16 protein-coding genes are annotated in these 20,003 nt (G+C 65.6%); 12 read left to right on the top strand and 4 right to left on the bottom strand.

The genetic code is table 11. The annotated features are described in order from the left end of the window. The first annotated feature begins 103 nt into the window (after positions 1-103). The 8 genes from Q0379_RS09780 (at position 104) to Q0379_RS09745 (ending at position 9,773) form a co-directional block, all read left to right on the top strand. Complete coding sequence (locus tag Q0379_RS09780; protein WP_299007690.1) at positions 104-508, top strand: hypothetical protein; 405 nt, start codon at positions 104-106, stop codon at positions 506-508. 64 nt (positions 509-572) lie between these two features. Then, positions 573-1,496, top strand: coding sequence for an alpha/beta hydrolase (locus Q0379_RS09775; protein ID WP_299007688.1), 924 nt, complete (start codon positions 573-575; stop codon positions 1,494-1,496). Positions 1,497-1,905: 409 nt separating this feature from the next. After that, positions 1,906-2,973, top strand: a complete 1,068-nt coding sequence (locus tag Q0379_RS09770) for a methyl-accepting chemotaxis protein (protein ID WP_299007717.1) — start codon at positions 1,906-1,908, stop codon at positions 2,971-2,973. Positions 2,974-3,328: 355 nt separating this feature from the next. Next, positions 3,329-3,919 (top strand): hypothetical protein, encoded by a 591-nt coding sequence (locus tag Q0379_RS09765; RefSeq protein ID WP_299007686.1) that lies wholly within the window; start codon positions 3,329-3,331, stop codon positions 3,917-3,919. A gap of 74 nt (positions 3,920-3,993) precedes the next feature. Beyond that, positions 3,994-5,262, top strand: a complete 1,269-nt coding sequence (locus Q0379_RS09760; protein WP_299007684.1) for an outer membrane beta-barrel protein — start codon at positions 3,994-3,996, stop codon at positions 5,260-5,262. Positions 5,263-5,310: 48 nt separating this feature from the next. Next, positions 5,311-7,530 carry a polysaccharide biosynthesis tyrosine autokinase gene (locus tag Q0379_RS09755; RefSeq protein WP_299007682.1) on the top strand — a complete coding sequence of 740 codons (2,220 nt, stop codon included), beginning with the start codon at positions 5,311-5,313 and terminating at the stop codon, positions 7,528-7,530. Between the two features lie 100 nt (positions 7,531-7,630). After that, a complete protein-coding gene (locus Q0379_RS09750) occupies positions 7,631-9,448 on the top strand; it encodes an O-antigen ligase family protein (protein WP_299007680.1) in 1,818 nt (605 codons plus the stop codon). Positions 9,449-9,620: 172 nt separating this feature from the next. After that, complete coding sequence (locus tag Q0379_RS09745; protein ID WP_299007678.1) at positions 9,621-9,773, top strand: hypothetical protein; 153 nt, start codon at positions 9,621-9,623, stop codon at positions 9,771-9,773. Between the two features lie 156 nt (positions 9,774-9,929). Here Q0379_RS09745 and Q0379_RS09740 read toward each other — a convergent pair whose 3' ends face one another. Next, positions 9,930-10,643, bottom strand: a complete 714-nt coding sequence (locus Q0379_RS09740) for a transglutaminase-like cysteine peptidase (RefSeq protein WP_299007677.1) — start codon at positions 10,641-10,643, stop codon at positions 9,930-9,932. A gap of 284 nt (positions 10,644-10,927) precedes the next feature. Here Q0379_RS09740 and Q0379_RS09735 point away from each other — a divergent pair, with 284 nt between their 5' ends. From Q0379_RS09735 to Q0379_RS09720, 4 genes are all read left to right on the top strand, one after another. Then, positions 10,928-11,797, top strand: a complete 870-nt coding sequence (locus Q0379_RS09735; RefSeq protein ID WP_299007676.1) for a metallophosphoesterase family protein — start codon at positions 10,928-10,930, stop codon at positions 11,795-11,797. An 86-nt stretch (positions 11,798-11,883) separates the two neighbouring features. Then, positions 11,884-12,480 (top strand): polysaccharide biosynthesis/export family protein, encoded by a 597-nt coding sequence (locus Q0379_RS09730; RefSeq protein ID WP_299007675.1) that lies wholly within the window; start codon positions 11,884-11,886, stop codon positions 12,478-12,480. Positions 12,481-13,084: 604 nt separating this feature from the next. After that, positions 13,085-13,807, top strand: a complete 723-nt coding sequence (locus tag Q0379_RS09725; protein ID WP_299007673.1) for a response regulator transcription factor — start codon at positions 13,085-13,087, stop codon at positions 13,805-13,807. 4 nt (positions 13,808-13,811) lie between these two features. After that, a complete protein-coding gene (locus Q0379_RS09720) occupies positions 13,812-15,857 on the top strand; it encodes an ATP-binding protein (RefSeq protein ID WP_299007671.1) in 2,046 nt (681 codons plus the stop codon). A gap of 9 nt (positions 15,858-15,866) precedes the next feature. Here Q0379_RS09720 and Q0379_RS09715 read toward each other — a convergent pair whose 3' ends face one another. The 3 genes from Q0379_RS09715 to Q0379_RS24185 form a co-directional block, all read right to left on the bottom strand. Beyond that, positions 15,867-16,595, bottom strand: coding sequence for a response regulator transcription factor (locus Q0379_RS09715; RefSeq protein ID WP_299007669.1), 729 nt, complete (start codon positions 16,593-16,595; stop codon positions 15,867-15,869). A gap of 121 nt (positions 16,596-16,716) precedes the next feature. After that, on the bottom strand, positions 16,717-19,122 hold the full coding sequence (locus tag Q0379_RS09710) for an autotransporter outer membrane beta-barrel domain-containing protein (RefSeq protein ID WP_366519316.1): 2,406 nt from the start codon (positions 19,120-19,122) through the stop codon (positions 16,717-16,719). Next, positions 19,097-19,957, bottom strand: a complete 861-nt coding sequence (locus Q0379_RS24185) for a hypothetical protein (protein WP_366519315.1) — start codon at positions 19,955-19,957, stop codon at positions 19,097-19,099. Before Q0379_RS24185 ends, Q0379_RS09710 begins: the two co-directional genes overlap by 26 nt. Positions 19,958-20,003: the final 46 nt, after the last annotated feature.

The following is a 20,003-nucleotide window of genomic DNA, read 5'->3' as shown; positions in this document are numbered from 1 at the left end:
TTACATTTCGATACGTTTCGTCGACGAGGAAACATCAGGAGGAGCGCGCCAGCGTGTTTTCTGTCCAGCGACGAGGGACGTCACCCCAGAGATGGAAGACACCATGCGTAAGACCGTTCTCGCCGCCGCCGGCATGACCGCCACGGCCCTGTTCATCGCGCTCGCCCCCGCTGCCGAGGCCGGCCAGCACGGCCGCACCGTTCGCGTGCAGGGCGCCTATGGCCGCGGCTATGTCCACGACCGCCACGTCAGCCGCCAGCCAGGCGCCGTCTCGGTCTCTCGCGGGACCCAGACCAACGGCGGCTACGGCGTCGCCAGCCAGCGCGCCGCCAGCTGGGGCGACGGCGCCTATGCCGGAAGCGCCTCGCGTACGTTCAACAACGGCGCCTCGGCCAGCCGCGCGACCAACGTCGTCAACAACGGCGACGGCTCCTACAGCTACAACGCCAGCCGCACCGGCTATGGCGGCGACACCCGTTCGGTCAGCGGCACGGTCACCCGTCCCTGATCTGAGCACCGGGCCGGCGCACAGCCCCCCGCGCCGGCCCACCTTTCCTTTCGAAGAGATCGCCGTGAAGAAGACCCTTCTACTCACCCTGTCCCTCGCCTCCGCCCTGGCCGTGACCAGCGTCGCCGACGCCCAGATCGGCCTGCGCGGCAAGATGCGCGAACGCATGATGCAGCGCCTGCAGGAGAAGAAGGCCGAGGAGGAGCGCCCGATCGACCTCCAGGCCATCCTGCCCGGCGCCCGCAAGCTGACGGCCTCGTACGGCGCCGATCCGGCCCAGGCTATCGACATCTACATCCCGCCGAACGTCCCGCGCGACGCGCCGGTGATCGTGATGGTCCACGGCGGGGCCTGGAAAATCGGCGACAAGGCCAATACCGGCTCGGTCGAGAACAAGCTGCGCCACTGGCTGCCCAAGGGCTTCGTGTTCGTCAGCGTCAACTATCGCATGCTGCCCCAGGCCATGGCCTATACGCAGGCCCAGGACGTGGCCGCCGCCCTGCGCTGGACGCAGAGCCACGCCGCCGACTGGGGCGCCAGCGACCGCAAGATCATCCTGATGGGTCACTCGGCCGGCGCGCACCTGGTCGCCCTGCTGTCGTCCAAGCCTTCGATGGTCGGCCAACCCTGGGCGGGCACGGTGGTGCTGGACTCGGCGACGATGAAGGTCTCCGAGACCATGGCCGGCCGTCACCCGAAGTTCTACGACGAGGCGTTCGGCGGCGACCCCGCCGGCTGGGCCAAGGCCTCGCCGATGGACCAGTGGACGCCGTCCGCCGTGCCGATGATGGTGGTCTGCTCGACCAAGCGCCCGGACAAGCCCTGCGACGACGCCCGCGCCTTCCAGGACCTGGCCAAGCGCTCGGACGTGCGGATGCCCGTCCTGCCCCAGCCCCTGACACACGCCGATGTCAACCGCACCCTAGGCCTGCCCGGCGACTACACCGACGCCGTCGATCGGTTTATCGCTGAACGGCTGCGACGCTGAAGGACGCCGCCGCCGCGAATGGATGCTATTGACCTCTCAGGCGGCGCGCGGCGCTCTCCCCCTTCGATCCGACGTTCTGATTGATGCACGGCCTCCGGGCGGAACAAGCTCATGATGGACGCCACAACGGGACGCCGATCACCGGGTGCAGTCGCAGGGAGCCGGGATTCCGAAAGGGTGAGTCGTTACGCGTGCGGTCGTTCTCAGCTTGAGTGACTCGGGCAATCTACTCGCAAACGATTGTTTTCTAAGCGCCGGGCGCCCGTTTCGAGGGCGTTCGGGCGTTTTTACATCGTGGAGGCGACGAGAACCTCAGACGGCCCTGTCATGTCGTCGCGCGGTCATGGCGAGGGCGGCATCTTCCTGAGTGCGGGTGATTCGCTTAAGCGTGCGTGGGGGCGCGTTGGTTATGGAACAAGACTCCAGTTTTCGCCCAGAACGGATCCTGGACTTGTCTGAACGGCTTTCGAGCGTTGCGGGCGAGAAGATCGGCGAGATCGCGAGAGTCAATCGCGCGGCCAAGATGCTCTCGATCAACGCTCTGATCGTCGCGGCCCGCGCCGGCGAGGCCGGCAAGGGCTTCGCCATCGTCGCCGAGGAGTTCAAGAAGATCTCCACTGAGATCGATGCTGTCGCGGCCGCGCTCGAAAGCCAGGTCCGCGCCGACCTTGACGAACTCTCGGCCATCGGAGGGGCGATCCTTTCGCACATGCGCGGCCAGAGACTGGCCGACTTGGCGCTCAACGCCATCGAGATCGTCGATCGCAACCTCTACGAGCGGACCTGCGACGTGCGCTGGTGGGCGACGGATTCCGCCGTGGTGGCCTGCCTTGGCGAGGAGGACGAGGGCGCTCGTCTTCATGCGAGCAACCGTCTGGGCGTCATCCTCGACGCCTACACCGTGTATCTGGATCTCTGGATCTGTGACGCGCGGGGGAGGGTGGTCGCCAACGGGCGGCCGTCCCGCTATCCCAACGTCGTTGGCCAGTCCGTCGCCGACACGCGCTGGTTCCAGGAGGGGCTGCGCACCGCGAGCGGGGACGACTTCGTCGCCTGCGACATTGAGCGCTGCCGGGCGCTGGGCGATGCGCCCGTCGCGACCTACGCCACGGCCATACGGGCCGGGGGCGAGGCCACGGGCAAGCCCCTGGGCGTCCTCGGCGTGCACTTCGATTGGCGTCCGCAAGCCCAGGCGGTCGTGGACGGCGTTCGTCTCACGAGCGAAGAGCGCGAACGCTCTCGCGTGATGTTGCTAGACCAGAAGGGCCGGGTTCTGGCCTCGTCGGATAATCAGGGTGTTCTTACCGAGATCTTCCCGCTCGATACTTCGACTGGGTCGATGGGCAGTTACGCGGATGGCGAGATTACGGTCGGCTACGCCTTGACCCCTGGATATGAAACCTATGCGGGTCTTGGCTGGTATGGTTGCCTTGTTCAACGCCAACAAGTTCCCGGGTTAACCACGGTCGCGGCCTAATCTTAACCAAAACGCTCGCGTATTAACCGAACTCTTTACCTGCTAGCAGGCGAAAACGACTAGATTCTTAGCATTTCATATGGATTTTCCTGTTGCGGCGTTGCATTGCGAAGTCGCGCGTGTTTTTTTAGGGCTAACGAGCCCGATGACGAAGTCTGATAGTTCTGCCGGGGGCGGAGAGACGCGTCATATTCTTAGTCTAAGGCTCGTTCGCGTGTTTCTTTCGCGGGGATCCACGAAAAGTGTGATCTCCGGGGAACGCTTCCGTCGAGAAATCGACAGGAGCACGCGTTCTGGGCTAGAGAATTCGTTTACATTGTCCTAAAGGGACGCCGTTCAATTGGAGGGAGCAGTCATGGCTTCTCATCGCGTTCGGGCGATCGCTATCAGCTTGGCCGTTGCGCTGGCGCCGATGGGCGCTGGCCAAGTCTGGGCTCAAAACACCCCGGCTCCTACGGCCGCTTCGCTGCAGGCGACCATCGCGGCCGCGGCCCAACAGGCCGCCTCGCAACCTGGCTTTGCTCGCCTTTCGGCTAGCGCCAAGCTGGCCGCCATCCAGGCGTCCGTCGCGGCCGCTCTGGCCGCGACCGGCGCTTCGCCGACGGTGATCGCCGCGGCTCTGGTGCAAGCGGTTGGGGCCGGCACGGTTTCGGCTGGCGTCGCCATTCAGGTGGCGGCCGCGGTCGCTCCGGAAATGACCCAGACCGTGGCCTCGTCCCCGGTCGTGACCCAGCAGCTGGCCGCGACGGGCCAATCGGCGACGGTCGCCCAAACCGCCGCGACCACTGATGGTGGCGCGCCGAGCGTTCTGGTCAGCCTGCAAGGCGTTTCGCAAGCCGCGGGCGGCGACGCGGGCGCGGGTGCGGGCGCAGGCGGCACGACGACCACGACGACGCCGGCCCCGTACGATCCGTGCGCGGGCGTGGTCGCCGCCTACTGCGGGTAACTAATAGCAATAAGTCTCAGGGCGGACCGGCGCGTCACGACGTGCGTCGGCCGTCCCTTCTGGTGGGGATAAACATGCGACTCCTTATGTGCTCGGCCGCCATGGCCTGCATTGCCCTGACCGCGCCTCAGGCCGTTCAGGCGCAAGATCTCGGTTCGAACTTCAAGCGCGACAAGAACGTCAGCGTCCGTCAGCGCCCGCGCCCGGACTACGAGGCGACCGGCCAGAAAGCCGGCGGCTTCACGCTGTATCCGCGCATCACGGCGGATGTCGAACGCAACGACAACATCTACGCTGTCGCCTCCGGCAAGACCAGCGACACGATCTGGCGCGTGAAGCCGGAAATGGCCGTGCGTTCGGACTGGTCGCGGCACGCTCTGGGGCTGTTCGCTGGCGGCAACATCATCCGCTACTCGGACAACAGCTCTGAAAACGCGGAAGAATATACGGTCTCCGCGAACGGCCGGCTCGACATCGAGCGCGGCTCGAACCTGACCGGCTCGGTTCAGACCCAGCGCCTGGTCGAACCCCGTACGGCGCCGACCTCGCCCAGCGCGGCGGGCAAGCCGGTGAAATACGATCTGACGCAGGGCACGGTTGCCTACGTCAAGGAGTTCAACCGTCTGCGGGTCTCGGGCCGTCTGGACGATAAGGATTTCAACTACAAGGACGTGCCGAACATCGCTGGCACGGGAATCGTCGATCAGGACTTCCGCGATCGCAACGAATTCTACTACGGCGCCAAGGCCGAGTATGCGGTCAGCCCCGACACGGCCGTCTATCTGTCGGCCACGGGCAATAAGAAAGACTACGACACGAATATCGTCGCCTCCGACCGCACCTCGGACGGCTATGTTGTCGGCGTCGGCGCCAACTTCGACGTCTCCGAGCTCGTGCGCGGCGATATTCAAGTCGGCTACATGTCGCAGTCCTATGACAACCCCGCGTTCGCCAAGATCGACGGCTTCAACGCCGCAGGTCGCCTGGAGTGGTTCCCGACCCAGCTGACCACGGTCGGGCTGAACGGTTCGCGGTCCATCGAAGAATCGACCGCGCCCGGCTCGCAGGGCTACATCTCGAACAACCTCGGCGCGTCGATCGACCACGAGCTGATGCGCAACGTCCTGCTGTCGGCCGCCTATACGCACGGCAAGGACAACTACAAGGGTGTTGACCGCGACGACAAGCGCGACAACTTCTCCGCGACGGCGACCTATCTGCTGAACCGCCGCGTCGGCCTGTTCCTGACCTATAACTACCTCAAGCAGGACTCGTCTGGCGCCGCCAAGGGCGCCTCGTTCAAGGACAACAAGGTGATCGCTTCGGTCGCCCTTCAGTTCTAAGAAAAACGTCCACGAAACGGCAAGTTTTGCCGATTACTGAGAGTGGTTATGGACGGCTCCGGTTATGAAACTTCGAACGCTCCGGTGAATGACACCGGAGCGTTGTCTTTTGACCTGAATATCGCGATCGCGACCTTCAGACGTCGCTTCCGCCTGTTCGCGGCGGTGGCCGTGGTGGTGTTCGCCGCGGTGGTTCTGTTCACCCTGCAGCAGACGCCTCGCTATACGGCGACGGCCCAGGTCATGCTGGATGTGCGCAAGGAACAGGTGACCGACATGAGCGCGGTTCTGTCGGGCCTGCCCGCGGACTCCGCCGTCGTCGACACCGAGGTCGAGGTCCTGAAGTCCCGTTCGCTCGCCGCGCGGGTCGTCAAGGATCTGAAGCTTGAGCAAGACCCCTACTTCAACCCCTACCTGCCGAGCGCCAAGGGCGCCACGGCTTGGTTCTCGTCGTTGAAGAAGGCGGCCGCGCCCGTGGCCGTGACCGATCCCGCGGAACTGCAGCGTCGCCGTGAACGGATCGTCGACAATGTGCTCAGCGGCCTGAAAGTCCGTCGCGCGGGGCTGACCTATCTGATCTCGATTGAGTACACCCACACCGATCCCCGGCGTGCGGCGGACCTGGCGAATGCTTTCGCCAACCTCTACTTGACCGAGCAGCTCGAGGCCAAGTTCGACGCCACGCAGAAGGCCAACGAATGGCTGGATACGCGCGTCGCCGAGCTCCGCGACCAGGTCGCGCAGGCCGACGCCGCGGTTCAACAGTACAAGATCGCGAACAACCTGCTCAGCGCCGAAGGCGCAACCCTGACGGAGCAGGAGATCTCCGGCCTGAACCAGCAGCTGGCTCTCAGCCGCGCCGCCCAGGCCGAGACGGATGCTCGCCTGGCCATCGCCCGTCAGCAGCTGGCCAGAGGCAGCACGGGCGAGGATGTCGGCGAGTCTCTGAACTCACCCGTCGTCCAGCAGCTGCGCAAGCAACGCGCCGAGAAAAGCGCCCAAGTCGCCGACCTCAGCGGTCGTTACGGCGATCGCCACCCGGACCTGCTGAAGGCCAAGCGCGAGCTGGCCGATATCGACACCCAGATCCAGGCTGAAATCCGCCGCATCATCTCGAACCTGGAAGCCCAGGCTCAGGTGGCGCGCCAGCGGACCGGCTCGGTCGCCGCGAGCGTTTCGCAGTCCAAGGGCACGCTCGCCGGCAATAACCGCGCCGCGATCGGTCTTGCGGAACTGGAACGCAAGGCGCAGTCGGTCAAGACTCTGTACGAGACCCTGTTGTCCCGCTTCAAGCAAACGACGACGCAGGAGGGGATCGAACAGGCGGACGCGCGCGTCGTTTCGCCGGCCAAGATTCCGACGCGGGCCAGCTATCCCAAGCCGTCCTTGAACCTGGCCCTGGGCCTGGTGCTGGCGCTTGGCGCGGGTCTGGCTTCGATCGTCCTGGCTGAGATCCTGATGGCGGGCCTGTTCACCGAAGACGAGGTCGAGCGTCGTCTGGGCCTGCCCTATCTGGGCGCTGTGCCGTCGCTCGACACCACCGTCGACGACGCCAAGACCCTGCGGGGCATGACGCCGCCGGAATACCTTATGGCCAAGCCGCTTTCGAGCTTCGCCGAAAGTCTCCGGAAGCTCCGCGCCTCGATCCTGTTCTCCAAGGTTGGCGAAACGGTCAAGGTGATCGCGGTGACCTCGTCGCTTCCCGGCGAGGGCAAAACCACGACCACCTTCTCGTTGGCGCGCACGTTGGCGACGTCTGGCGCAAAGGTCGTCGTCGTCGACTGCGACCTTCGACAAAGCGCCATCACCCAGTTCCTCAAGGAACCGGCCAAGGTGGGCTTGCTCGAGGTCCTGAATGGCGTCGCCACCCTGGATCAGGCGCTGATCAACGACGAGAGCGGCGCGCAGATCCTGCCGCTGGCGAAGTCTGCCTACACGCCCCGTGACGTATTGGGCTCGGCCGCGATGCACCGGCTGTTGCAGGAGCTGCGCAACCGTTACGAGATCGTGCTTCTGGACACCGCGCCGCTGCTGGCGATCGCGGACACGCGTATCCTGGCGCCGCATACCGACGCCGTGGTCATGCTGGTCCGGTGGAAGAAGACGCCTGTGAAGGCGGTGCAGTCGGCCCTGGCCCTTCTGCAGGGAACGCGAGCGTTCATCGCCGGCGTCGCCCTCACTCAGATGGACCTCAAGGCCCAGTCTCGCTACGGCTACGGCGACTCCTACTACTACTACGCCAACTATCGAAAGTACTATGCGGACTAGGACCAAGTCGGGCGAGGGCTCACCGTCGCCCGGCGCTGCTAGAACCCGAAAGCTGCAGGTTTCCGAGGGCGTCGCAATCGGCGCCCTCGTTGCTTTGGTCGTGTCGGAAATCGTCGTGTTCGGCGCAAGCGATGTGGCCGTGGCCGCCGTCTTCGGCGTTCTGCAGTCCTTGTTTCTGCTGGTCTTGCTAAGCACATGCGCCTGGGCGCGGCGCGTGCCGAGTATCCTGGCGGCGCCTTGGCCTGGCCTGATGTTCCTGGCCGTATTGATCGCCACCGCCTGGGCGTTGACGCCTTTTGGCCCCGGCGGCCCTCACCCCGTCTGGGCCTATGTTGGCCGCGGCGGTTCGATCACGGTCGATCGCTCTTCTCTCACTTTAAGCCTGCTGCGGCTTCTTGGGCTGGCCTGCCTTTTCTATGGCGCGTGGATCGTTGGGGCTTCGGAGACGCGGCGTCGCGCGTTGATGTGGTGGCTGTTGCTGGCCTTGGGCGTGTTCGCCGCGGTGGCCATCGTCGATCACGTGACGCTTCGAGGCGGGCGGCGGCTTACAGCGACCTTGCTGAGCCCGAACAGCGCCGCCACCTTGATGGGGATCGGCGTCGTGTTCGCCTTGGGGTTCTTCTCACAGTCTCTCCAGCGCGCCGGCGGGAGGCTGCGTATCGAGCGACTGGGGCTGGACGCCAGCCTCGCCCTCGGCGCCGCAGCCGTGTTCGCCGTCGCCTTGGCTCTGACGGCGTCTCGGGCAGGTATTTTCTCCACCGTGGTCGCGCTGGCGATCCTCTTGACCTGGCAGGTCCTGGCGCAAGGGCGCAAGCTCAGCGCCATTGCCATCATTGGCGGCGCGGCCGCCCTGCTCGTCGTTGTTGGCGTCGCCATGCAGAGCGCCGATCTGACGGCGGCTCGCCTCGAAAACCTGCAAAATGACGTCGTGGTTCGGCGGACCATCTTCGACGCTCACTGGGAGGCGTTCCGCGGCTCGCCCTGGTTCGGGTTCGGCCTTGGCTCTTTCCCGCTCGTGAACCAGCTGATCACCACCAGCGAAACCTTGCGTGTCCTTTATGACGTGCGGGCGACCCACAACCTCTATCTGCAATGGCTGGAAGAAGGCGGGATCGTCGGAACCATCATGATGGCGGCCTGGGCTTCGGTTGCTTTGGGACGAACCGCGAGGGAAGGCGTCAAGCCCGGGACAGCCGGGATGCTGGCGCGGGCGACCGTCGCCGCCGCTGTTCTTGTGCTTCTGCACGGTCTCTCGGATTTCGCGGTTCAAGTGCCGGCCCTGCAGGCCTTATTCGCCGTCGGCCTTGGGGCCGTGACGACTGTCGCGCCATCACGCCGCGCGCCGGCCGCCATCAAGGCGGGCAGCTTTGCTTTCGCGGGAGGGGTGTTCGTCGTATCGCTCCTCGTCGCGGCGCCTCTGGCCGTTGCGCGCTTCGGCGGCGACATGGCGTGGGCCCCCACCGCATCGGCTGAAGTCCTTGCCGTCTCCATCGAAAAGGATCTGGCGCGCGAGACCAAGGATCTCAAGGTTCAGAACCGCATGCTGGCCCACGCCCAGCGAGAGATCGCTTTGAGGCCGGCCTCGGGCGGCGCCTGGCTGCGGATGGCCGCCGTGCAGTTCCAGCGTGGAGACATCGCAGCCGCGAACACGGCGCTCGATCATTCCTTCGCGGTGGCGCCGTTGCAGACCAGCCTCTTCGAGAGCCGCACGCGCTTGGCTTACGAACACTGGGCTGTTCTGACGCCAGCTGTTCGCCAGGTGGCGATGTATCAAGTGCGCATCGAGTTCAGCCGGCCAAATAGCTTTAGGCGGCTGGCTGCGCTGGCCAACAGCATTCGCGATCCAGCCGGTCGGGTCGGCTTGGCCTTGCTGATCGCGTCCGAGCGCCTTCAACAGGAACAGGCGGCGGCCCAATAAGCCCTGTGCGACGGAAGAGCGGTTGGCGGCGATCCATGAAAGGGCCGCCAGCCGCGCCGCGTCCCGCTGGGAATGGTGCGCGCCGCACGATGTTTAATTCAGATAAACCTAGATTTTTTATGGGGCGTTACCCTCGCCGCGATACTCCATCGACAAGCAGGAGTTGTGGTCGATGGTCGACGCCGAAATCTCTTTCTCCCCCACGGACATCGCGCTGTCGGCGCGAGAGGCCCGCATGGCTCCGTTGGCCGGCCTGGGCCTAGCGGTGCTGACGTCGGCGGGCCTTTGGGGACTGCTTGCGATGGGCCTCTCCTGGCTCCTGTAAGCTGGCGCTATCCGATCACGCAAACGAAGCAACGCCCGCTCCGCTCGTCGGGGCGGGCGTTTCGTTTTTTCGCAGCGACCTTCAAAGGGCGTGACGCCAAATAGAAAAGCCCCGAACTGAGTTCGGGGCTTCTTAGGTTGTCAGCGCTGATCGAGCTCAGGTCGCGCTCGTCCACAACGCCGTGCCCGGCACTTGGCGTTGGACCCAGCGGTAGTTCAGGTCTTCCCAGGGGGTAGCCCAGGGCGTCAGGTTGTCCAGAACCCAGTCGCCGCTCTTCAGCGAAATCATCAGCACGGCGTGGCCCTCGCCGCGCGCGGTGACCGCCACGGCCAGCGACAGAGCGCTTTCGGGCACGCCCGCGGCGATCAACTGACGACGCTTTTCCAGCGCATAGTCCTCGCAGTCGCCGTAGAGCTTGCCGTCAACCACGCGCGGCAAGGCCCAGTATTCAGGCTGACCATAGAGGTCGAGATCGCTGGCCTTCTTGACGTCCCGGTTGACCGCCTGGTTGATCTGATTGAGCAGTCTCAGCTGCTCGCGCTCGCCGCGAGCCAGCCACGCCGAGATCATCGCCGCTGCGGGCGTCTCCACGGCGGGAACGGTCATGGCCGGCTGCTCCGGTCCGGCGACGGTGCTTTGAGCGGCGGGCGTTGCGACCTCGGAAGCAACGGCCGGGACCAGCTCGGGAGCTTGATCTTGAGAGGGCGTGCGAGCGTCTGGGAAAGCATGGGCGGGCGCCCCGCCGACCGACGAGGTGAGCGACTGGCCCGAAGGCGCCTCAAGGCCCAACAGGGCCAGTTGGCTCTGAGGGAGTCCGCAGGTGGCGAGATCACGCCGGCATAGCTCGGCGAAACCCGTCGGCGCGCTCATGCCCGCACCACGCGGCATGAAGGGCATTGAACCAGCGTGAGCATTAAGGCCAGCCATCAAGGCGACGGCGCTGATCAAGCCGCTAACAATGTTGCGCGTGTTGAACATGCTGTCCCCGCTGTGTTTGCAGGGGCACTATTCATTCGCGCCACGAATTTGAGCTGAATTTAGATGGTATAATTCAAATTTAAGACGAAGGTAATTTTGCTATTAACTGTAATGAGTCGCGTATTTATTTGGTAAATTCATCGTCAATGGGTTTGCTAAATTCAGGGTTAACCGACATGCGCGCCGTTGAACTAGCCGGCCGCCTGGGGCAAAATTGGACTATCTTCCCGGCGCCTGTCGCCGACCTGGCGAGCTCGATGTTCAAGTCCCTCTTTCGGTCCAAACAGCAACCCGAGCGCGCCGCGTCCACGGACGGGCGTCTGCTCTACGCCGTCGGGGACGTGCACGGCCGGCTGGATCTCCTGGATGGGCTCGTCGAGCGCATGACCGAGGATTTCCGAACGCTCGGTCGTCAGGATCAACCTGTCCTGATCATGCTGGGCGATTACATCGACCGAGGGCCGCATTCAGCGGCGGTGATCGATCGGCTGATCGATCTGTCTCAACAATCGGCCGAGGGACGGTTCGAGTTCCGGGCCTTGATGGGGAACCACGAAGAAACCCTGCTGCACTTCCTGGACGACCCGATGGCTGGGCCCTCCTGGGTGGAGTACGGCGGCGGCGAGACCTTGGCCTCGTACGGCGTGCGCCGGCCGGTGGGCCGGGCCGAGCCCGAGGTCTGGGAACAGACGCGCTTGGCCTTCCGCGAAGCCTTTCCGCCGACGCACGAGACCTTCCTGCGCCAGCTTGAGCTGAGCGTGGTTTACGGCGATTACGTCTTTGTCCACGCGGGCGTGCGTCCAGGGCTGCCTCTGGAGCGCCAGGTGGCGGCGGACCTTCTCTGGATCCGCAACGAATTTCTGGACAACCCGCATGGGTTGGACGCAACGGTGGTGCATGGGCATACGCCCGTGGAGCAGGTTTTCCTTGGCCGACGGCGGATCAATGTCGACACCGGCGCCTATGCGACCGGGGTTTTGACCGCAGTTAGACTTGATGGTGGCGAGCCTAAGGTCATTCAGTTCAGTAAAGCGCGCGCGGCCTAAGGCTTCGCCTTGTTCATCAGCCGGTCACGTGCGATGTGCAATTCCAATCTCCGCGTCCTGTAAGTCTCAAGGTGAGAAGCTTCGCAATGATCGGTGTTCCGAAACTCTCTCGCGCCCTCTCCCTGTTGGCGCTGGCGGTTTTCATGACGTTTGGCGCCATGACGGGCGCCTCTCATGCCCAAACCCTCACCCCCGGGGCGCCAGCGGTCGCGCCGGCCCAGTCCATGGACTATCTGCTGGGGCCGGCGGACAAGGTCCGCGTCACGGTCTACGGCGAGCCGTCGCTGTCGGGCGAATTCTTCGTTACGGGCAGCGGCCTGATGTCCCTGCCCCTGATCGGTGAGATCAAGGCGGGCGGCATGACCGTCGGTCAATTCCAGCAAGCGGTCCAAAAGGCCCTCAGCGACGGCTATCTCAAGGATCCGCGCGTCAGCGCCGAGGTCCTGACCTTCCGTCCTTTCTACATTCTCGGTGAAGTCGAAAAGCCCGGCACCTATCCCTACACGTCGGGACTGACCGTCCTGAACGCCGTGGCTACGGCCGGCGGCTTCACCTACCGCGCCGACAAGAAGAACGTCTGGATCAAACACAACGGCGAGACGACCGAGAACAAGAGCGAGCTGACGCCATCGATCGTCGTGGCGCCCGGCGACACCATCCGGATCGGCGAGCGCTTCTTCTGATCCCTCGCTTTAAGGCTTGGAAAATGGGGCGTGGCGGGTGACCGCCGCGCCTTTTCTTTTGGCGCTAAGTGAACCTTGCTCGGCGAAATTGAGACGCGGCGTCAACAGAATGAGACGCACCGCCGTCGGCCCCAGCCACGGCCAATGGTATGTCAAGTCCGAGAGCCTGATCGCCACCCGTCTCGGCGAGGCTCTCCAGGCTTGCCGCCGTCCCGATAGAGCGCATGGCGACACGCAAGCCGAACCGGTGGCTGACGACGGCGGATCATCTCCGCCGTCCCGCCCCTCAGCCGCAGGTGGGGGATTCCGTCCGTGAGCCATGGCGCTCGCGGGCGGATGTCCGCCTGGCGGCGTCGCGATGACCAAATTCCGAAAAAAGTCGCTGGCGCGGAGAATCGAACGCGGAGGATAGCTACGCCTAAGCAGCAGCCGTCTAGAGCACGAATTGCCGTGTTCGCCAGGGCTTCGGGCGGAACCCTCATCGCCTCCTTCGAGCAAGGCCAGATCGCCGGCCCAGACAAGCGCGGCAATTTGCTCCATCAAGCGCCGCGGCGGCGGAATCCCTTTAACCTCGCGCCCGTGGCCGTGGTTTAATATCGCGGTCATGAACCCTCTTGCCGCCACGACGCCGGTCCCGGAAATCCTTCTCGTCGAAGACGACGTCGAACTCCGCCGCGAGATGGCGACCTATCTTCGCGACAACGATCATCTGGTGCACGAGGCCGGCGACGCGGCCAGCGCCCGACGGATCATGGCGGAGCGCGCTATTCAGGTGGCGGTTCTGGACATCAACCTGCCCGGAGAGGATGGCCTTTCCCTCTGTCGCTCCCTGGCGGAAGGCGGTGGCCCGGCGATCCTGATGCTGACGGCGCTGGGCGATCCTATCGATCGGATTCTCGGCCTTGAGCTCGGCGCCGACGACTATGTCGTCAAGCCGATCATGCCCCGTGAGCTGCTGGCGCGCGTGAAGGCGATGTTGCGGCGCAGGCCGCCTGGCTCGGCCGCGCGCAAGACCAATATCTATCGTTTCGCCGGTTTCCGCCTGGATCTCGCCGCCCGCCAGCTGCGGGCGCCCAACGGGGCTGTCTTGCTGCTGACCCGCAGCGAGCTCGCGATCCTCGGCGTCCTGCTGGAGCGGGGGCGACAGGTTGTTCCGCGCGAGGACCTCATCGCCTTGCTGCGCGGCGAGGACGAGCCTGGCCGAGCGATCGACCTCCACATCAGCCGTCTGCGGCGCAAGATTCAGGACCAGACGGACCGCGAGCTGATCCGAACGCATCGCGGCGTGGGCTATATGCTCGACGCCAGCGTGTTCGTGGGAGAGTAGCGGAATGAGCGGAGCCGGACGGATAGGCCTTCCGCTTTGGGCCCGCATCCTGGCGGTCGTCGTCGGGGCCCTGGTGGCGGCTCAGGTCGTCACTCTGGCTCTGACCGTCTTCTTCCCGCCCGCGCCGCCCAGCCAGTACAGCCTTGCCGACATCGAAGCGGCCCTGCGCGGCCGCGAAACCCGCCACGATCGCGAGCGTCCGCTGGTACGCACCCTTGAAGCCGAGCCGCCCAGTCTGGACAGTCCGGGGTGGGTGGTTTCCCCCTCGGCCACGCGTGATCTCGCCAAGCTCATTGGCGCGCCGGAGAGCGATGTCCGCCTGCTGTTCTATGCGCCGCCCCCCTTGGCCGGCGCGCCGATCGCGCCGCCGCCGCGTCGCGAGGCTAGCCGCAGCTATGTTATGGCCAGCATGGTTCCGCCGGGCGGCGGAATGTCGCGGCCGCGTCTCCCCGGGGGCGCGCCCGCGAGGACGTTCTCCGCGAGAACGTTCTCGGCGGGGGGGCTTCCAGGCGGGGCGTTTCCTCCGAGCGGCCCACCGTCCTCCTTCCGCGGCCTTCCTGTTTCCGGCGGCTCGGCGTCGTTCCCGCGCGCCGCGGATCTCCGAGAGGCGTGGCGGGGGCGGGCGGGCCCCGCGGCGGATCGGCGCGAACGACCGGCGCTGGGTTCCCAGGTTGGCGTCCATCCGGGGTTCTCGGCGTCGCCCAATGGTTTCCCGCCGTCCGGCGCCGGGGCGCCGCCTTCCATGGGAGAGCAGCCTAACCTTCCCATCCGTCCGCCGCGAGGCCCGATCATCCGGACGCCGCTCGACGCGGCGGTGTTCAACGTCCGCTTCTCCACCCAAGCGCAACCAGCGGCCGAGGCCTCGAAGCCAAAGCAGAGCCCGCCCGAGCGCGCGCCTTCCGCCCAGGCGGTCGACGGGGAAACCCTGAAGGCCTTGCCAGCCGATGTGGAGCCTCTCGCCGCGCCTAAGACCGAGCGCGTCGCGCCCGCGCCGCGTTTGGTGATCGCGCCGCCGCCGACCGCGCCCAAGAAGGTCGATGACGGCTCGTCCGGCCGGACCTTGAGCGCGCCGGTCAGTCGGTTCGGCTTCGCGCCGTCCGCCTACATCGAAGGCGAGTTCGTGGCGGCCCTTAGGCAAGCCGACGGGCGCTGGGCGACCGTTCGTCCGCGAGCGGAGGGCTTCCCCAACAGTTGGCAGCGCCGCGTCATGCTTTGGTTCGGTCTTTCGGTGGCGTTGATCACGCCGATCGCGCTGTTGGTCGCCAAGCGCCTGGCGGCGCCGCTCAAGGCGTTCGCGGAATCGGCCGAGCGCCTGGGGCGCGAGCCGTCTGCTGAGCTGCCGCTGCTCACCGGACCGGCCGAGATCGGCGTCGCGGCCGAGGCCTTCAATCAGATGCAGCGGCGCATTAAGCGCTATGTCGATGATCGCACCGGCATGGTGCGGGCCATTTCCCACGACCTGCGCACCCCTCTGGCGCGGATGCGTTTCAAGCTCGAGCGCGCGCCACCGTCCCTACGCGCCGCGATCGGGCGCGATATGGACCAGATGGAGCAGATGATCGCCTCGGTCCTCAGCTTCATGCGCGACGAGATGGAGGGGCAAGAGCGCCAGGTCGTCGATCTGCGCTCCCTCCTGGAGGTGGTGGTCGACGACGCCGCCGGACCGGTCGTCTTGGAACCTGGGCCGGCCGTGCTCGTCGAGATCGACGTGGTCGGCATTCAGCGCGTGATGGAGAACCTGATCGACAACGCCGTGAAGTACGGGGCCGAGGCGCGTTTGAGGTTGGAGACGATCGCTGGAGAGGCGTGCGTCACCGTCCGCGACTCCGGGCCGGGCATGCCGCCCGAGGAGTTGGAAGCGGCGTTCAAGGCGTATCATCGCGGCGCACAAGCTCGGGCCTCGGGCAAGTCGGGCGTCGGCCTGGGTCTCGTGGTGTCGCGTTCTACGGTGCGCGCGCATGGCGGCGAGTTGACCTTGCGCTCCGCCGAGCCAGGGCTGATAGCGGAGGTTCGGTTGCCGGGCGCGCGAACCGTGGACGCGGCGGCCTGATCGCGCGTCTTAGTCGTCCGCCAGGCTCTCGACCGCGGCGGTCAGAAGATAGCCCTGGCCGCGCACCGTCCGGATGAGATCCGCGCCGCCCTGAACGCGAGCCAGCTTGGCGCGCAGGCGGCTGACGATGACATTGATCTGGGGCGAGCCATCGCGACGCTCGCCGGTGACGGGATGCTGAGAGAGGCGCGCGCGCGGCACGATCTGTTGCGGGCTGGAGACCAGGGTCCTGAGCAGGTTGAACTCGCCGGACGACAGTTCGATGGGGCGGCTATAGGGATCGAAAAGCTGGCGCGTCACGACGTTCAGTCGCCATCCGTCGAAGCGATAGACGTTGGCGCGGTCGTCGTCGGGATGGGGGCGCAGGCTGGCCTGGCGTCTTCGCAGGACGGCGCGGATTCGCGCGAGAAGCTCCCGGGAGCGATAGGGTTTTGCGACATAGTCGTCCGCCCCGATCTCCAGGCCCACGACGACGTCGCTTTCCTCGGCCATCGCGCTGACCACGATGACGCCCGGAGCGGGGTTTTGGTTGCGCAGGCGATTGCAAACGGAAAAGCCGCCCTCACCTGGCAGCATGATGTCGAGAACGACGGCGTCGACCGCCGTCGTGTTGAGGATGCGATCCATCTGTTGGCCGGACGACGCCGTGACGACCTCATACTCATGACGGGATAGCAGGTCGCACATCAGCGCCCGCGCTTCGAGATCGGCGTCGAGGAGAAGGATTCTTTGCTGCACGCCACGCGCTCCTGAGTCCGAGAACTCCCGAAGCTCTACCGACGCGAGGCGGCGGAAATACCTTCGCAGTGTATTGAAACAATCGCGATCATGGCGACTTTGTGGCGGTCTTTTACAGGCCTTAGAACATCGCTCGGCCTGAGAACCGCACGTAGTATCGGTTTTGCTTCTTGGCCGCCTCGGCGCCGCCTTCCAGCGCCAAGTAGGATAGAGCCGAGCCCGCGCGGATAGCGAAGCCCAGGGTGGCCGCCCCCTGCTTGTCGGCGGTCGAGGCTAGGGTGAACGACTGGCCCCCGCGGAATTGCGCGACGGTGTCGCCGATATCGCCGGCCAGGGTCTGGCGGTAGCCGACACGGATTTCGGGGCGCCACCAGACCGCCTCGCCGAACTGGGCGCCCAGCACGATCCCGGCGTCGCCGCTGAGGTTGCTGAAGCTTCGGGCGTTTCGGATCAGGTCGAAGCCATCCCCGCCTCCCGTCTCGCTGCGCTTGCCTTCGCTGAAATAGACGTAATCGAGCCGCGCTTCCGGCCGGATGAAATAGCGGCCGATCGACTGCTCGTAGGCCATGCCGGCGAAGGCGTTGGTGGTGAAGCCGTTCCAGTGGGCGACGCTGGTCGCCGAGGCGTCGACCTCGCCGTCCGCGTCGACGTCCTCGCTGTAGAAGCTGCGGTCGCCGGTCAGCCAGCCATAGCCGGCCCCGCCGCCCAGGTTGAAGCGCCAGCCGCCGACCGAACGGCGCCAGTAGACTCCGGCTTGGATCAGGGCGTTGGTCGTATGCTCGCCGACCTTGGCGGTCGTGTCGTGCTCCTCGATGCTGACGGCGGCGAGCGTGACGCCCAGGGCGCCGCCCGCGTCGCCCATGGCCTCGTAGCCGGCGACGAAGCCGAGCGCCTGGGTGTCAGAGCCCTGGTCCTCGTCGTCCTCGCGCCGAACCAGGGTGTTGATCTGCTGCACCCAGACGCTGTCTGGGCCATACCGATCACCCAGATCCGGCCGGATCATGGTCGCGGCCGAGATCTGCTGGTTCACCGCCTGCAGAGCCGAGAACATGCCCAGGCCCTGGTCGGGCAGCATCTGGTTGTAGAGGTTGTAGAAGCCGTCCTTGGTGTTCTGGTTCAGGAAGGCGCTGGCGATGTCGCCGTTCTTGGACAGGGCGGCGAACACCGCGTCGTAGGCTGAGGCCTGGTTGCGCGTCATGCCGGCCTCGGTCGCCGTCCGGCGGCGAACGTCGATGTCGATACTGTCCCCCGACTGGTAGGCCTTGGCGACATAGAGGTAGGGGGCGTCGCCCAGCAGATCCTGGCTGATATCGCCGGCCGCCAGGGTTCCGGCCTTGATGACCTCGAACGTCGAGGCCGAGGTCAGCAGATTGTTGAACACCAAACCCAGATTGGCGCCGCTGGCGATGGTGGCCGTGTCCGCCATCAGGCGGGTCGCCGTTCCCGCCGCCGGGTCGACGCTGAAGATCAGCTTGCTGTCCGCGCCTAGGGTCAGGTTGCTGACCTTGAGGTCATCGGTGTTGAGCAAGCCCAGCGTGCCCGAGCCGATATTGATGTTCAGCCGCCCGTCGGAGTCCGACAGGGTGGTCAGCACATAGCCGCCGCCGTCGATCGTCAGGCTGTCGGCGCCATCTCCAAACGAGATCGCGCCGATGACCGTGCCGTTCAAGACGTTCAGGTGATCATCGCCCGACCCGAGCAGGATCTTGCCGATGATCGCCGGCTCGTCCGCGTCGTCCACGCCATCCCCGTCGGTGTCCGTGTCGTCCACGCCATCGTCGCCGTCATCGCCGTCGTCGACGCCGGTCTGGGTGATGGTCACGCCGGTCGTGTTCTTGGAAACGTCGATGGCGATCGCCTTGCCGGTGACCGTCTCGTCGCTGGCGTCGTCATTCTCGTCGTCGGTATCGTAATCATCGTCGGTGGCGCTGACGTAGGCGGCGATGGTCCGGGTGTTGTTGATCGTGCTCAGTGTCCCGGCGTTGTCGAGGATCGCGTAGGATGAGCCTTTTTCTCCCAGGACCGTGGCGCTGATCACGCCGTCGTTGTTCAGCGTGCTGACTTGCGCACCGGAATCGATCGCCAGGGCCCGCGCGGAGAAATCGCCTTCCGAGGTGGACGTCGCGCTGATCGTCCCGGCGTTCCAGATCGTGTCGGCGATCGCGTCCGACTTGAGATGCAGGCCGTTGGTCTGGGCCTCGTAGCCCGAGGCGGAGACCGACCCCGTGATGCGGACGCCGCCGGTGATCAGGGTTTCGTACCCTGCGTCGCCGCCGATCTGCACCGCGGTGGTTTCGACGCCGTCATAGGGGCTGTAGGCGCTGATCGATCCCTTGATGATCAGGCCATAGGCGTTGTCTTCCGTCCCGACCGCGCCGAGCGTGACCGTGTTGCTGTTCGAACCGATCTTGAGCGCCGGGGCTCCGCCATAGGCCGAGATGGACGCCGAACCCTCCGAGCTGTCGGTGACGCCGTCGCCGTCCTCGTCGTCGCTGGTGTCGTCATTGGTGTCCGTGGGGGGGCACATCCAGCAGGACGCCGCCTGAGACGTTGGCGGCGATGTTCACGCCGCCGCCGCCTTCCAGCATGTCGTCCGCATCCAGCAACGCGCGGTCGTCCGGGTCGCTATAGCGGGAGGTGATGCGATAGCCGGTCGACGATACCGAGCCCTGCAGGACAAAGGCGCCGTTGATCGCCGAGTCCACGGCCACGCCGACCGAGCCTTGGCCCAGCACGCTGGTAGAGCCCTCGATCGTTACGTTCCCGGTGACGGGGGCGGCGATGCGGATCCCATGGCCGCGATCACCTGTCACGCTGATCGAGCCGGAATGGACGAGATTTCCGACCAGCGGCGCCTCGAGGCTGATACCGGCCGAGTCCATGCCCTCGATCGTGATCGAGCCGGAATTGGTGATCGTCCCGGTGAACGCGTCGGTTCCGGTCAGACGCATCCCGTAGCGGCGGTAGCCCTTCGCGAAGAGGCCGTCATAGTCGCCGTCGTCGTCGGTGTCCTCGTAGTCATAATCCTCGGTCAGGCTGATCGAGCCGTCGCTGGTCGCCGAACCAGTCTTGCCGCCGATGACCAGCACGCCGACGGAGTCGTCCACGCCCACGCTGGCCAGGCCTCCGTTGATGGTGACGGTGTTGTCGCTGTCCAGAGTCACCATCGGGCCCGACGCGCTCAGGGTGATGACGCCGTCCTCCGTGACCTTCACGTCATCGGCCGCTCCGCCATTGGGGCTGGCGGTGGTGATCGCGGTGGTGCGCGAGCTGCTGGTGACCTGCGTTTCGGCCAGGGCGTCGCCGGCGGCGAGCAGCATCGGCGCGGCGGCCGCCGTGACAATCAGGAACTTGTGCGGCATGAGGACCTTCGAGGGACTATCCCTTCGAGCCCTAGCCGTTGGCCTT

It is taken from the genome of uncultured Caulobacter sp. (genome assembly GCF_937900395.1).
GTDB lineage: Bacteria > Pseudomonadota > Alphaproteobacteria > Caulobacterales > Caulobacteraceae > Caulobacter.
The sequence above is the reverse complement of the archived record's forward strand: the minus strand, read 5'-3'. Positions and strand labels throughout refer to the sequence as shown.